General features: G+C 65.3%; 8 protein-coding genes. 3 read left to right on the forward strand and 5 right to left on the reverse strand.

The window, feature by feature from the left end; genetic code table 11:
* Together ACIBJI_RS20370 and ACIBJI_RS20375 are read right to left on the reverse strand one after the other, a co-directional pair.
* Nucleotides 1-1377, reverse strand: a complete 1377-nt coding sequence (locus tag ACIBJI_RS20370; RefSeq protein ID WP_397085226.1) for a cytochrome P450 — start codon at nt 1375-1377, stop codon at nt 1-3.
* Nucleotides 1374-2384 carry a polyprenyl synthetase family protein gene (locus tag ACIBJI_RS20375; protein ID WP_397085228.1) on the reverse strand — a complete coding sequence of 337 codons (1011 nt, stop codon included), beginning with the start codon at nt 2382-2384 and terminating at the stop codon, nt 1374-1376. The genes ACIBJI_RS20370 and ACIBJI_RS20375 overlap by 4 nt, the downstream gene beginning before the upstream one ends.
* A gap of 116 nt (nt 2385-2500) precedes the next feature.
* On the opposite strand from ACIBJI_RS20375, the gene ACIBJI_RS20380 reads away from it, so the two are divergent.
* A complete protein-coding gene (locus tag ACIBJI_RS20380) occupies nt 2501-3628 on the forward strand; it encodes a TetR/AcrR family transcriptional regulator (RefSeq protein ID WP_364345968.1) in 1128 nt (375 codons plus the stop codon).
* Here the strand turns inward: ACIBJI_RS20380 and ACIBJI_RS20385 are convergent.
* Complete coding sequence (locus ACIBJI_RS20385; protein ID WP_396956641.1) at nt 3605-4723, reverse strand: TetR/AcrR family transcriptional regulator; 1119 nt, start codon at nt 4721-4723, stop codon at nt 3605-3607. The two genes, ACIBJI_RS20380 and ACIBJI_RS20385, sit on opposite strands and share 24 nt — an antisense overlap.
* 573 nt (nt 4724-5296) lie before the next feature.
* Here ACIBJI_RS20385 and ACIBJI_RS20390 point away from each other — a divergent pair.
* Both ACIBJI_RS20390 and ACIBJI_RS20395 read left to right on the forward strand, forming a co-directional pair.
* Nucleotides 5297-6367 (forward strand): alpha/beta hydrolase, encoded by a 1071-nt coding sequence (locus tag ACIBJI_RS20390; RefSeq protein WP_397085230.1) that lies wholly within the window; start codon nt 5297-5299, stop codon nt 6365-6367.
* A 208-nt stretch (nt 6368-6575) separates the two neighbouring features.
* Nucleotides 6576-7259 carry a hypothetical protein gene (locus ACIBJI_RS20395; RefSeq protein WP_397085232.1) on the forward strand — a complete coding sequence of 228 codons (684 nt, stop codon included), beginning with the start codon at nt 6576-6578 and terminating at the stop codon, nt 7257-7259.
* Here ACIBJI_RS20395 and ACIBJI_RS20400 read toward each other — a convergent pair.
* Together ACIBJI_RS20400 and ACIBJI_RS20405 are read right to left on the reverse strand one after the other, a co-directional pair.
* Nucleotides 7252-8643, reverse strand: a complete 1392-nt coding sequence (locus tag ACIBJI_RS20400; RefSeq protein WP_397085234.1) for a condensation domain-containing protein — start codon at nt 8641-8643, stop codon at nt 7252-7254. The two genes, ACIBJI_RS20395 and ACIBJI_RS20400, sit on opposite strands and share 8 nt — an antisense overlap.
* A 28-nt stretch (nt 8644-8671) precedes the next feature.
* On the reverse strand, nt 8672-15103 hold the full coding sequence (locus ACIBJI_RS20405; RefSeq protein WP_397085236.1) for an SDR family NAD(P)-dependent oxidoreductase: 6432 nt from the start codon (nt 15101-15103) through the stop codon (nt 8672-8674).
* Nucleotides 15104-15207: the final 104 nt, after the last annotated feature.

Here is a 15207-nt window from a genome sequence, read left to right on the forward strand (position 1 = left end):
CTACCCGTGCTCCGACGCGGACGCATTGACGGCCACCGGATCTCGACGCCACACCCGCATACCGAGTTTCGTCGGTGCGGGCAGCTGCGCGAGCGATACCGATACCGGCCGAGTCGACAGCGGAGCGACACGCCAGCGTGCCGCGATCGTCGCCAGTGCCAAACTGGCCTCGACCAGTCCGAATTGGTCACCGATGCAGCGTCGCGCACCAGCGCCGAAGGATATGAACAGCGTTCGGTCCGGCTCCGTACCGATCCACCGATCGGGCACGAATTCGCCTGCCCGCTCATAGATTTCATCGCGCCGATGAATGACGTGCGGACTGACCGCGACGGTCGTGCCCGCCGGAAGCGCGACGCCGTCGAGGGTGGTATCCGCCGCAACTACCCGGGTTAGCAACCATCCGGCCGGATACAATCGCAGCGTTTCGGTCACCACCCGATTGACGACCGGCAGATTCGCCAGGTCCTGGTAGCGGGCCGTTCTATCGCTCAGCACGGTATCGACCTCGTGCTGAACCTGCTGTCGTAGCTCCGGATTTCGTCCGAGCAGATACAACGCCCAAGTCAATGTGCTCGCGGTGGTTTCCGCGCCCGCGAACAGAAAGGTGAATACCTGGTCGATCAGTTCCTCGTCGCTCATCGCGACCTGCGCGCCGGTGGAGTCCGGATCGCGGGCGCGCATCAGCGACGACAGCAGATCGCCATGGTCGCGATTGTCGGACCGCCGCTGTTCGATGAGTTCGGCGGCCACCGCCCGCAGCCGGTTCCGCGCCTGGTAGTAGCGCCGGTTCGCCGGTGTCGGCAGTCGATTGAGGACCGGTGGCAACACCATCCGTCGGAAGATGCTCCCGGCTATGGTCGTGAAATCATCGGCGACCTGCTGGACCGAGGTCTCCGGAAACGACGAGGAGAACATTGTCCGAACCGCCACCCGGACAGTGAGTTTCGACATTTCCGCGCCGAGTTGGATTTGCTGCCCGTCCTGCCAGGAACCGATCACGTCTTCGATCGAGTCGATCATGGCCGCGGAGTATCCGGGCATACGCCCCGGTTGGAACGCGGGCTGGCTCAGGCGGCGCTGTCGGCGGTGTCTGCTGTGCGGGCAGGTACCGATGCCGTCCCCCGCGACCTCGCGGGAGCGGTCGTAGAGTGGTCCGCCGCGGTCGAAGGTGCGGTCGTCGAGCAGTACCACCCGGGCCAACTCGGGATCGCAGACCACCACCACCGGCAACGGACCCAATTGGACTCGGCTCAGGCGGCCGTGCGTGGGGAGTGCGGACAGAAATCCGATCGGGTCGGTGAGAAAACGTATGCCGTGACCGAGAAGCGGGACAGTATTCGGAGCTAGCGGGATCGACTCGATCGGGTTCTTCATGCGGACCTGCTCGTCATCATCGCGGCGAGTAGTCGAAGGTCCTCGGTAGCATTGTTGGCGGATACTTCCGTCAGACAGTCCAGCGCGGCAGCGAGCTGTCGCTGGGCTTCACGCCGCGCCCACTCGCGTGCTCCGGTGAGTTCGATCAGGCAGGCGATCCGGTGCAGCGTTTCGGCATCTCGTCCGACATCTCGATACAACTCGCGTAGCGCATCCGCGGTGGGCCCGGGGGAATCCAGGGCGCGCGCGATCGGTGGGGATTTCCTGCGGTTGGCGAGGTCCGGGTACAGCGGCTTACCGGTCATGCTCGGATTTCCCCAGATGCCGAGCATATCGTCGATCAATTGGAAGGCGATGCCGAGATGGTGTCCGAATTCGGCCAGTGCTCTGGCTTGTGCGGGGTCGGCGCCCCCGGCGATCGCACCCATCTCGCAGGCACAAGACAACAGTGCCGCGGTCTTCGATTCGATCATGGCGAGGGATTCGTCGACCGTCTCGCGCTGCTCGGACTCGATATCCGCGCACTGTTCATTGCATAGGGCGTCGAGGGCTTTCGACAGCAGCGTGATGCCGGGGCGGCCCACCATCTCGTTGATCGCCATGGCTAGTAGCGCATCTCCCGCGAGCTGGGCGCCGCGTTCCCCGAAGACCGACCAGGCCGAGCGGCGGTTGCGCCGCTGCTCGTCGCCGTCGATGAGATCGTCCTGCAGCAATGAAAAATCGTGCACGAGTTCGACCGCGACGGCCTCGGTGACACCCTGCGGTGGCTCCGCGGCTGCCACGGCTTTGGCGGAGGCGAGTACCAGTGCCGGACGGATCGACTTGCCGACCTGCTTGCTCGGGCGCCCCGTGGCGTCCAACCAACCAGCGTGGTAGCCGACGATCATTCGGATCGGTGGGGCAATGCGGTCCAGGGAGGAACGGTATGCGGGCTCAACCAGACGCCTGGCCTCATCGAGCACCGTGGCCGCGGTTCGCGACCCGGATTCGTACCTGGTAATGCCCACTACCCGTCCTTCGATGCCCGCCTCGCTCGTACTCAGTCGCACGTAGCATTGAGATGGTATCAACATTTGGATGGTATGCGCATCTGTAAACGAACAGAACGGTTGGTGGAGAACCGATGGGTCGTCAGAACAGAGCCGCATTGCAGCAACGCAATCGCGACCGGGTCCTAGCGGCTGCCAAGGCCGAATTCGCCGAACGTGGTTTTCGCGGCGCGACGGTGGATGACATCGCCGAGCGCGCGGAGCTCACCCGCGGCGCGGTGTACTCCAACTTCGCTGGTAAGCGGGCGTTGTACCTGGCCGTACTGGCCGCGGAAGCCGAGCGAGCGCCGGAACTGCTGGATGGTCGCCCGGCGCGGACCCCGGTGACGGCCATCGGCCGATTCGCCCGGACCTGGGTCGACCGACTCCCCGGTTCGGCAAACTATCCGGTGGGCGGCGTCTCCCAGCTGCGCTCACCGATGCTGGCGCACGACCTCATTCCCGAACTCGTCGTCGACGAATGTCTGCGCGGCTCGTTCGTGCAGCTGATCAAACTGGACGCCATCCTCCTCGGCTTGGCGCTGGCGGGACTGGACGGCGGCGGTGGGTCCGTACTGCCCGGCCGTTGGCTCGGCATCGCCGAATCGGTGATCACGCTGCTCTACGGTGCGACCCAATTATCTTTCGTCGCACCGGAATTCGTGGACCGAGCGAAGGTGATCGCCGCATGCGAGCAGATGGTGCACCATCGGATCGACGACACCACGCGGGCTACGGCGAACACCGTCACGGTGGCCAGCGTTGACGAACCATGGACGCCGCCACCATGCCGCGACCTCGTCCATACGGTCGCCGCCGACCTTTCGGGCGCAAACGTCGTTGCCGTACTCGGGATGAACAAGCTCGGAGCGATCGCGGATATCCTGCGTGATCAGCCCAGCGGAGGTCGCACAACGATCGCGATGGCCACCGCCGAGGGGACGGAGGTGGCACAGCTGGCTCGCCTCGCGGTCAGCGATATCAGCCGGTCCCTGCGCACCGCGTTTCCGTGCCCCGCGGTTCCCGGCATGCAGGTGGTGCTCGACGAATCCGGCAAGCTTGCACGGGCATGCGGGGTCGATATCGTCGACGACGACACCGAGAGTGCGGTCTTCATCGACGGCGAACGGGTAGTGGCGCGGGTGACGGGCACGGGTGCCTGTCAGGCGTTGGCTAAAACGCTCGGCACCCTGGAAGACTCACGTTCGGTCCGCAGCCGATGAACTCGCGTAAGCGATAGCGACGGCTTCGCCTGCGCCCCGACCCTCCGCCCGCGTCGTGATGCGGCCGTTCTCGATGATGACCGCGAACTCGGAATTGTCGTCGAACCGGTCGAATCCGCATGCGGCAGCGAGCGTTCCGGCATCATCGACGACCACCTGTAGCCGAGGTAGCGCCGACGCCGGGAACGCATGACGCAACGACCGGCAGATATCCGCGATCGCCAGCCGCGCCAGCGGGGCGAGTTCTGCGGGACGGTCGCTCACCAGCGTCAGCGTGATATCGGTGTCCTCGGGCCAGATCGACAGCGCCGCTTCGATTGTGGCGATCCGGTGCATGCCGACGACGGCGATCAGGCCGTTGCCGTCGAGCCTGGCCGCGTCCGCGCGCACGCGATCGATGCAGCTCGGTGGCTCCCAAGCCTCGTCCGTCCGCGTGACGTGCGCGTCGGCGGTGGACGGCGGACTCGGCGTCTTCACGCCGCCGAGTAGCGCGACCTGTTCGCACAGTGCGATGGCCCGTGCCGGATCGGTGAATTCGGGCGCGACGTAGGACAGCTGGGTCGTCCCGTACAGGATCGTCAGCACGGATTCGGCACTGGCGATGAAACTTTCCAGCGGCGCCGACGTCGGTTGGCTGATTGCCCGCAGCGATACCGCGAGCAGCAGCGCGTCGAGTGCGAGCAGCTGTGCGAACGGTCGCCGGATCTGTTCGCTCATCAGCACTTGCGGTACGAAATCGACGCTGAGCGCGGGGGAGGTGAACTGTTCGTCCTCGCCGTACTCGTATCGGCTCGACTGCGGTAGCTGCTCGAGCCAGGTACTCGCGAACGCGCCGAGCGCGGCGGCCGGCGTGTCGGCCTTCGCGCCGCCGGCGGGCGCGGGAGCCTGTTCGGCTTCGTGTGCGAGCACCGCGAGATATAGCGCCCGCTTGCCCGGAAAATTGGAATAGACCGCCCCGCGTGTCATATCCGCGCGCTCGGCGATGCCGTCGACCGTCGCGCCGCGGAATCCGCGCTGCGCGAACTCGGACTTGGCCGCGGCCAACACCTTTCTGCGGGTGGCGTCCTGCTGCTGTGCCCTCGTCAGACGAACCATCGGTCCCTTCGCTGTTCCCTTGCTTCCTGCGGCACCGCGCAGCGTACCGGTTCGATACTCGCGCGCGGCGCTACGAATGGCCGAGATGTAGCTGGTGGCGCGGCAACCGTGCCCTGTTCGGCGTTGTCATGCACATTCGGATGCGTCTATCATCCAAATGGTAACAACATCTCGACTGCCGATGTCCTCGCGCGTCAGTTGCCGCCGTCTGACCGCGGAGGGGATGGTCAGACGGCACCGGGCATAGGGTGGATTCCGGTTCGCACTGTGAACTGTCCAGAACCGCGTTGTGCCAGCGCTTATCGCACCGACCGGTCCGTATCGTCGCCGCGGGATCCACTGTGGGCGCGAGGTGGCATGAGATGACGGTACGCGCGAGAGTCTGGAACTGTTGCCGGGCAAACTCGCGATAGCCGAGAAGTCGGCAGCTGCGGCAGGGGTTTTGTGCCGGATACCAGGTGGTTCGGCGACCGCTGACGAGATTGCCCAAATTTCGGCTGAGCGGTTCCGCCGCAGCGTTATTCCGGCTTACGTTCGGCCCGAACAGTGCCGTTTGCTGATCGGAGGTGCCGGGTGGAGCTCTGGTGTGGTCTGCGTTCGGCCGCGCTGTGCACGGCGGCTGTCCTCGCCTGTTCCAGCGGTATCGCGCTCGCCGACTCCGCACCGGACCCGGACACGCCGATCCCGGTCCGGGCATTGGCGGCGGCACGACCGGCACCCAATGGGGCACGACTGCTCACCGCGGCGCAAGGGCCGGGACGGGTGCTCGATCTGACCGTATATTCCGAGGCGATGGGTCGTACCTTGCCTGTCGAAGTCCTTCCTGCGGTGGATGATTCGCAACCGGCACCCATCTTGTATCTGCTCAATGGTGTCGACGGAGGCACCGATACCGGGATCTGGAGTGACGGCAACAATTGGCTCACCAAAACCGATGCCGAGCGATTCTTCGCCGATAAGCAGGTCACCGTGGTGATGCCGGTCGGGGGTGGTGGCACCTTTTTCGCGGATTGGCGGGTCGACGATCCGGTGATGGGCAGGCAGCGCTGGACCACCTTTCTCACCGCGGAGCTGCCGTCGATTATCGACTCGGCTTTTCGTGGTGCCGGTGCCAATGCCGTTGCGGGGCTTTCGATGGCGAGTTCGGCGGTATTCCGACTCGCCATCGCCGCACCGGGCCTCTACCGTGCCGTCGGCTCCTATAGCGGTTGTGTGCGCACCAGCGACCTGCCGGGACAAGCGATGGTGAATGTCATAGTGACCGCCCGTCGCGGCAATCCGCTGAATATGTGGGGTCTGCCGACAGATCCGGCGTGGGCCGCCAACGATCCCTATCTACATGCCGACCAGCTGCGCGGTACGACCATCTACGTATCCACCGGCACCGGGCAACCGGGACCGCTCGACACGCTGGACGGACCGGGCATCAATGCGAATCCGGTGAAACTCCTGGACCAATTGGTCATCGGTGGGGTGTTGGATGCCATCACCGCCAGATGCACCGAACAACTGCGCGATCGGTTGCGGGAGTTGGATATTCCGGCCACCTTCGATTCGAGGCCCACTGGCACGCATTCCTGGGGGTATTGGCAGGAAGACCTGCACAATTCGTGGCCCGTACTCCGTGCGGCGCTGGGGCAATGAATCGCTGCGAGATGGTGCCGTGGACCAGCGGCAGCGTCCGCACACAGCCCGACCGGGACGTGGTTTCGGTGAGGCGGCGGGCGTTGTGTGCGGACCGTGTCCGTAGACGGGACATTTTGTGAATAGTCGCAGCGATTTCTATTTCGCTCATCCGCAAGTGTCGCAAGCGATTTGAATATTCTTCGTAACATCGCCGACAGGAGGAATTGTGCACACCGCGTTCCGTGATCCCGGTATCCCCGATGGTGAGAAATCCGTGTACGCCGTCGGTATCGCGGACCAGCCGCACCAATTCGAGGTGACCAGTGTGGTGGCGCACGAGGACCACGGCTATCGCTCAACTGTCGAAATACGCGCGGGGGATGGGGATCCGACGATCCGGATCGAGCAGTGCTTCCAGCGGGTCGGCGGCTGGTTGCGCGCACAAGACTATCGCGCCGAAACGCGCTCCGGCGATATGGTCGTCTCGCGCGAGGAGGCGCATTTCATCGATACCACCCACCTACAGTTCGGCAGCGGCATCGCGCCCTTCCCATCGAATGTGATGCCGCTCATCGGCGGTCTGACACTGCTACGCGGGCTGGATTTCACCGAGGGCGTGGTGGAGTCGTTGGATCTGTGGTTGGCCTTCTCAGTGCATTGGCCGCTGACGGCGCGGGTGGCTGCGCAGACGACCGTAGCTGTGCCCGCCGGACGACTGGCCAGCTGGCCAGTCCACCTACGACCCGGCTTCGCACATGTGAACAGCTTCTTGGACAAGGTGATAGGAGGTCTCCTACCCTCATCCGTCGCACACTTCGACGCGTCCCCGCCACATCGGCTGGTACGGCTCAGCTTCCCGACCGAGGCGATGCCATCCGATCCAGGAGGGCTGATGGAATTGGTTACGTAGTACCGACGACCGAGGTGAATACCGCCTGCATCGCAGACACATAGCGTTCCACGGATCGGTGCGCCACCGGGGTATCGGGATAGATGACGCTCAACGACGTCCCCGTCGGCAGCCGGTTGATCCACACCAGAACCTCTTCGGAGGCCGCGCGATTTGCGTATACGCCCCCGCGCACCTCGCCGAAGAATTCGTGTCCGATGAAGTCGCGCGCATCCACATAGGAGATCATCGGTGTTGACCAACCCGGCCTGGCCTTGATATCGGTATCGGCGGGCAGCAATTCCAGCACACGATGAAATGACGTGGGCGCCAGCCGAATACCGTTCTCATAGGCCCGCTGCGCAATGGTCACCATACGGGCGAAACCGGTTGTGCCGATAGGGAAGGCCACCGGAACGAGGGATACATACCAGCCGACCGAGGCACGTTCCGCTGGGGACGTGCGGGTACTGATCGGTGTCATGCCGAAGTAGTAGTCGCTGTCGAGGAGTTCGCGTTCGGCCAGCGCCGCCGCGGCGAAGACACCACCGACGAATTCGGCGTCGTTCGCACGACAGACCTTTTCGAACCGACGTGCGTCGCTCTCGTCCATCAAGGTTATGCTGCGATGGGCACTGCGGTTGTAACCATCGATGCGCTTACCGAGATCCAAAGGAAAGGACGGTAATTCGCCGTCATTTCCGCGGATCAGCTCCAGCCATTTCCGTACGCTGTGCGAGCTGAGGGTCATCGCTGCGGTGTACTGGCGTTCCATGACGCAGTAGTCGAGATAACTCGCGGCCGGGGGCAGGTCCTCGACATCCGACAAGACCCGCTGGGCGTAGAGGTGGGCCAGGTCGAAGCACGAGAGGTATTGCCCGAGCCCGTCGGTGTGCAGATGGTCGACGGCCAGGTAGACCGTGGTCGAGTCACCGTGCTCGATCACGCCGAAGGTGAAGCAATCCCATTGGAACGGACCGGGAGTCGTCTTCTGCACATGCTCGCGGATGGCTTCGGCGTCGTCGAGGTGGCCGTAATCGATCGGCACGAAATCGACTACATCCGGGGCGACCAGGTGTCGCCGCACCGTGCCACCGGGATCGATGGCGAACCACGTCCGAAAGGTGTCGTGGCGCAGGAGGAATGCGTTGATGACGCGCGTCATCGCATTCTGGTCGAGATCGCCCACCGGTATCTCGGCCGTGACCAGGCAAAGCCCGGAATAGCGGAAGTCGGCGGCGGCGTGCCGATCGGCCAGGCGCAGATACTGTTCCTGCTGATGCGACGGCGGCGCGGGATGAACGGGTGCCTTGGCGGCCCGCGCCACCGACTCCGGCGCGGCAACCCAGGTAACCAGCCGACCGGGGGCTGGCTCCCATTCGTCGATGAGCCCGAAATTGACCACAGCGAACCTCGATTCGTCGTAAGGGCGGTCAGTGCTGCGGTACGGAGATCGGTGCCACGGTGGCTTCCGGTGCCGATCCGTTCCCGGCCAGCGTGTTGTGCGCGGACCCATTGGTCGCGGCCATCGGTTCCGGAATCGGTTGTGGCTGACCGGGTTCAGCGGCCAGAATCAGTTCCGCCACCTTCGGACCGGCCTGTTCCAGGCTGAACGATCGGCCCATCTGCAACGACATCAGGTCGATGCCGAGGGTTTTCGTGACGCGCGCACCCAGTTCCACTGCCATCAGCGAATCGAGCCCGAGTTCGGGCACCGGCACCGTCATATCGATCGAATCCACCGGTACGCCCATGACGACGGCGAGTTCCTCGGCCATCTTGCGGGCGATGAACGGTCCGCGCTTGGTTTCGTCCATCTCGACGAGTTCGGATCGCAGCCGGGCCAGTTCGGAGGTGTCCTTGGCGGAGGCCTTGGCCAGTTCAATCGTGCGGCCGGTGCGGGTCAGCTGCGGGAAGGTGCCGGTGAGCTTGGCCCAATCGGTGGGGATGATCGCTGCACGCGTTTCGCCCAGGCGCAGTGTTTGCTCCAAATAGGCGGTGGCATCGGCCATATCGATCGGTCCGAAGCCGACCAGGTCGAGGTATTTCACCGCGGTTTCGTCGGCGGCCATCCCGCCGGTCGCCCCTGACAGGTGGCCCCAACCGACGCACAGCGCACGCTCACCGGCCCTGGACCAGTCTTCGGCCAGCGCCTCGACCGCGACATTGGCCGCGCAGTAGTTGTATTGGCCGTATATCCCATACATCGAGCCGCCGGAGGAATACAGCACGAACATATCCAGCCGGATCCCGGCCTCGGTGACCGCGCGATGCAGCGCGCGCGCACCGTGCACCTTCGGCAGGTACACCTTCGCGAGTTGTTCGTGTTCCATCTGGTCGACTCGGCTATCGGCCACCGATCCGGCCGCGTGGAAGATGCCGCGCAGCGGGTGTTCTGCGCTATGGGCGCGGGCTACGACATCGGCGACCGCGTCGGCGTCGGTCACATCGACCAGCTCCTCGATCACCTCGATGCCGACCGTGCGCCAGGCCCCGAGCTGTCGGCGCGCCTGGTCGCTGCTCGCGCCACCGCGGCCGAGCAGTACCAGTCGGCGCGCGCCGCGCAGTACCAGCCAGCGACCGGTCGCCATCCCGAATCCGCCGAACCCGCCCGTGACGAGATAGGTTGCGTTGGAATGGATCTCGATATCGGGCAGGTACGGCCGAACGGGAGTCTGCGGCGAATCCATGCGCAGGGCGATCCGGGCCGGCCGGGTCGATCGGATGGTCTCCTCGAATGCCTTACCGACCTCGTCGGTCTCGAACATCTGGTATGGCAGCGGCCGGTAGACCCCCGCGAGGACCTTCTCGTACACCCGCCGCAGTAGTTTCGCCAGCCGCTGCGGCTGGACCGCGACCAGGCGGTCCAGATCCATCGAGTAGTAGGCCACGTTCTTGTCGAAGTTGGCCAGCTCGAGCAGCCCGCCGGTGTAGATATCGGCCTTGCCGACCTCGACGATGCGGCCGAACTCGGCGACGGCGTTGAAGTTCTGGCGCAGGATCTCCCCGGGTGCGCTGCTGAGCACCACCTCGGCACCCTTGCCGTCGGTCAGGGCCAATACATCGTCGACGAAGTCGAGCGACCGCGAGTTCACCGCATGATCGGCGCCCAAGGCGAGAATATGTGCCCGCCGTTCATCCGAACTCGCCGTCCCGATGATCCGCGCACCCAGCGCCTTGGCGACCTGAATGGCTGCCGTGCCGACGCCGCCTGCGGCGCCGTGGATCAGCACCGTCTCACCCGGTTCCAATCGTGCCAGATCCAACAGTGCGTATTCGGCGGTGCCGAAAGCGATGGTGCTGGTGCAGTATCCGGGGTCGGCGTCGGGCGGCAGCGGAATGGCCAGCTGCCGGTCGACAATGGCGAAGCGGCGCATCATGCCCTTGGCCGCAACCGCGACAAGGTCGCCCACGGCGACGCCCTCGACCTCGGCGCCCGCCCGCACCACGGTGCCGACACCCTCCATGCCCGGCGCGGTGCCGAAATACGTTGGTGCCAACTCCCTTTCGCCGAGCAGACCGATGACCTTGAGTGGATCCTTGTAATTCAGCCCGATGACCCGCATCCGGACCTCGACCTGATCGGGGCCTGGTTCCGGGCGCGGGCACTGCCGCCAGGCCAGCGCCGACAGCAGCCGGGTTCGGGGGAGTTCGAGCTCGAAATTGACCTCGGGATCGGTCAGCGGCTCCGGGGTGTCGAGTACCTCGAGACGCTCCGGCAGCGGTTTGGTTACCACGGGCACCCAGCGCTTGCCGTCACGCAGCAGCACCTCGTCGGCGTTGTCGTGCGAAAAGGCTCCGGGCACAGCCAGTTCCGCGAGAAGTTCGGCGATGGTCGTTTCGGGCTCGACATCGATGAGCCGCCACCGCAACAGTGTCTGCTCGTTCAACAGCACCCGCCGTGCCCCGGCGAGCGCGGCCTGCCGGGAATCCGGTGGGATCGCACTGTCCGGCAAGGTGAATGCGCGCTCGGTCACCAGAGTGACATGCGCCGCGCCGTCGCCGAAGACCGTCTGCGGCGTGCCTTCGGACGACGGGGGGTTGGCGAATTCGTGCACGGCGACCGCGATTGTCTTCAGCGTCCAGAGGTACGCGAGATCGTCCTCGACTGTTCCGACGACCACACAGACATGCAGTCGCCGCACATCCTTCGTCCGTGCGGCCAATAGGTGGGTGATCAGCTCCGTAGCCCGTTCCGGATCGGCCGGATCGGCAGCGTAGAGCCCCGATTCCGGGATCGCTTCCGCCAATTGGTCGGCGCGGCTACTCTTTCCGAGCGCGACAACCAGGGTGGCGACCGGACCGGAATCGGCCAATGCGGCCGGGTCGATGGGATCGCGCTGCTCCATGGTGTCGGCGTAGTAGAAATCGGCCATGCGATGGAGCGGATCGTCGCCCGGTTTGAGCGCACCGATCTGCAGTCCGGTCAACCGGAGCACCAGATTCTCATCGGCATCGAGCAGGTCCACATCGGCGCGCAGCCGTGCCCGCGGATCGCGGCGCGCGACCACGGTGATCTGGGCGGGAATCGCTGCGAGCAACCGTACCGCCACGACTCCGACGGGCACCATGATGCCCTCATTGATCCGCTCGTCGGCGAACAGCAGCGCCGCGGTTTGCATCGCGGCATCGACCACCGCCGGATGCGCGAGATGTCCGGAGTCCGCGGCGATCGTGCCGTCGACCGTAGCGACCACGGCATCCTTGCCGACCCGAACCGAGGTGACCCGCTGGAAGGCGGGGCCGTACTGCAGACCCGCCGCTGCCAGCCCGGAGTAGAACATCTCCGGATCGACATCGATACCGACATCGATGGTGGGCACGGCCGCTTTCGACGGCGCGTGGCTGCCGGTCAGCGTCCGGCCGAACGAGTGCACGGTCCACGCCGTGCCGGTGGCGTTGCGTGATCTGATCAGGAATCGCCCGCTGGATTCCTCGACGCTCAATGCCATGAGCGGCACATCCGGTGCGCCCATGATCAGTGGCGCGACGAACCGAACCTGTTCCAGCGCGACCCGTTTGACACCCAACCGCGTCGCTGTCGCGCTGAGCGCGGCATCCAGATACGCCGCGCCCGGCATGATCCGCACTCCGTTGACTACGTGATCGGCCAACCACGGTAGCAATTCGGATCCGACCTGCAGCAGCCAGTCCGATCGGCCCTCGACGTCCGGGTCGCCGAGCATGGCGTAGGTGTCCGGTGTCCCGAGCCTTGCCTGTTCGAAGAGCGGTAGCGTCGAATGCAGTCGCGTCCGCTGCCACGGATAGCGGGGCAGCGGCACGTGCGCGGTGGCCGGGCGGTCGGTGCGGAACAGGACTTCCCGGTTCAGCACGCCGGCACCGTAGAGACCGATCAGCGTGCGACGGATGCTCGCCGAATCAGGTTCCTTACGGTCGAGCGTCGCCACCGTGGTGCCGTGCACGTCCGCGTCGAGGAGTGCCTCGCGAATATTGCCCGCCAGCACCGGATGCGGCCCGACCTCCAGGAATACCCGACTGCCCGCAGCGATCACCTTGGTGATGGCATCGAAGAATCGCACCGGCTGACGAACATTCGCGCACCAGTACGCCGCATCCCAGTCGGCATCGGTGACAAGATCGCCGGTCACGGTCGAATACAGCGGTACGCGCGGCGGCCGCGGCGACAGATCCGCGAGTTCGGTACGCAGCTCGTCCAGGATCGGATCCATCAACCGGCTGTGATACGGCACCTCGACGCGCAGCCGCCGCGCGAAAGCGGCGTCCTCGGTCAGCTTTTCGGCGATCTCGTCCAGCCGGTCGATATCGCCGGACAGGGTGAGGGAGTTCCCGCTGTTGATTGCCGCGATATCCACGCGCGGATCGTCACCGACGAGCTCGCGGGCCCGTTCGGGAGTGAGCCCGACCGCGAGCATGCCGCCCGATCCGGCGGTGGTCGCCTGCAATCGGGCTCGGTGATAAGCGACCCGCACTGCCTCGGGCAGCGTCAGCATTCCGCTCACATACGCTGCCGACACCTCGCCCACACTGTGGCCCACCACGGCGGCGGGCGAAATCCCGAACTGCGCAAGCTCATCCACCAATGCGACCTGCACCAGGAAGTTGGCAGGCTGCGCGACCTCGGTGCTGGTCACGCGCGACTCTGCCTCGGGCCGCAGCAGTTCCTCGATAATCGACCAGCCCGAGATCGCACTGAACTCCGCATCGATCCGTTGCGCGGTATCGGCGAATATGCCACCGGTGGAAAGCAATTCGCGTGCCATACCCCACCACTGCGGGCCCATGCCGGAGAAGACGAACACCGGCTCGCTATTGCGGGAGACGACGGTGCGCACCGCATCCCGACCTTCGCCCGCCGCGAACTGCCGCAGATCCCGGACCACCTCATCGGTTTCGCCGACGAGGACGCCGGTGCGGTACTGATGGTGGGCCAGTCGCGTCCACGCGGCCTCGGCCAGGTGATCCGGGTCGGCGCCCGCGCTGATCAGGTCGGCGAAACGCCCGGCGAGAGCGCGGGCGGCACCGGTACTGCGGGCTGAAATGGGCAGGATCCCGTGATGGTGTCGGGGTACGGCGGTTGGTGTGAGCGGTTGCGCGCGGTACTCCTGCAGGATCGCATGGGCGTTGGTGCCGCCGTAGCCGAAACCGTTGACCGCGATGGTCATCGCAGCGGCGTCCGGCGGCAGCGTTTCGGCGTCCACCTGCACCCGCAGGCCGAGCTCGTCGAACGGGATATCCGGATTGGCCTTGTCCAGCCAGCCCTGTGGCGGAATCGTGCGATGCCGAATCGCCAACGCTGCCTTGATCACACTCGCCACTCCGGCGGCGGCCTCGGTATGACCGATGGTCGCCTTGACCGAACCGACGCCGAGAATGCTCGAACGTCCTGCCGGGGCGCCGAAGGCGCGTCCCAGCGCTCGCAACTCGACCGGGTCGCCGACGAGGGTTCCGGTTCCGTGCGCCTCCACGTAGGTGATGTCGTCCGGGGACAGACCAGCACGCGTGCGCACCGAACGGGCCAGCATCTCTTGGGAATCGGCGTTCGGCACGGTGATGGCGGTCGTTCGGCCGTCCTGATTGGACCCCGTGGCCTTGACCACCGCGTAGATGCGATCACCGTCGCGCACCGCATCGTCGAGCTTCTTCAGCACCACCATGCCCGCGCCCTCGCCGCGGCCGTAACCGTCGGCGGCGGCATCGAAGGATTTGCAGCGGCCGTCGGCGGCCAGGAAGCTGCCCTTGCACATCAGCACGAATGTCTCCGGCTGCAGCATCACATTCACGCCACCGGCCAATGCCACCGTGCAGTCGCCGTTGTCCAGCGCCTGGCAGGCCAGATGGAAGGCGACCAGCGACGACGAACACGCCGTATCGACGGTGAGCGCGGGACCGGTCAGGTTGAGCGCGTAGGCGATTCGATTCGACAGCATGGTGTAGGACGCGCTGGCCGGTGTATGCATATCGGTGTGGAACAGTGCCGGACCCACCACGCCGATGACCGACTGATCCACCACGAACCCGCCGACGTACACGCCGACCGGTGCACCGGCAGCCCGGCCCGCCATCCCGGCATCGTCGAGCGCCTCCCAGGTCACCTCCAGCATCAGGCGCTGCTGTGGATCCAGCACCGTCGCCTCACGCGGCGAGATGCCGAAGAAGTCCGGGTCGAACTCCCATGGATCGATCGTCATGAAGGCGCCGTGCTTGGTGTAACTGCGGCCCGGCGTGCGCGGATCCGGATCGTAGTACCGGCGGTAATCCCATCGGTCCCCTGGAATCTCGACGACACCGTCGCGTTTATCGACCACGAATTTCCAGAACGTATCGGGCGAATCGATTCCGCCCGCATATCGACAGCCGATTCCAACAATAGCGATATCCGACACGCAGTTCCTCCCGAATACGGCTATTCGTCGCCGCACGAATAGGGCGATATGCATAACGAAGTCCAACACAGTGGACAAACCGGGCCCGAGTCTATCGAGGTGGC

Origin of the sequence: Nocardia sp. NPDC050408 (assembly GCF_044458905.1) — a bacterium.
In the GTDB taxonomy this organism is placed as follows: domain Bacteria; phylum Actinomycetota; class Actinomycetes; order Mycobacteriales; family Mycobacteriaceae; genus Nocardia.

Excerpts from the sequence above, each read along its gene's own strand:
- ACIBJI_RS20370 (WP_397085226.1), bottom strand. The coding sequence starts at position 1,377 with ATGAAGAACCCGATCGAGTCGATCCCGCTAGCTCCGAATACTGTCCCG.
- ACIBJI_RS20380 (WP_364345968.1), top strand. The coding sequence starts at position 2,501 with ATGGGTCGTCAGAACAGAGCCGCATTGCAGCAACGCAATCGCGACCGG.
- ACIBJI_RS20385 (WP_396956641.1), bottom strand. The coding sequence starts at position 4,723 with ATGGTTCGTCTGACGAGGGCACAGCAGCAGGACGCCACCCGCAGAAAG.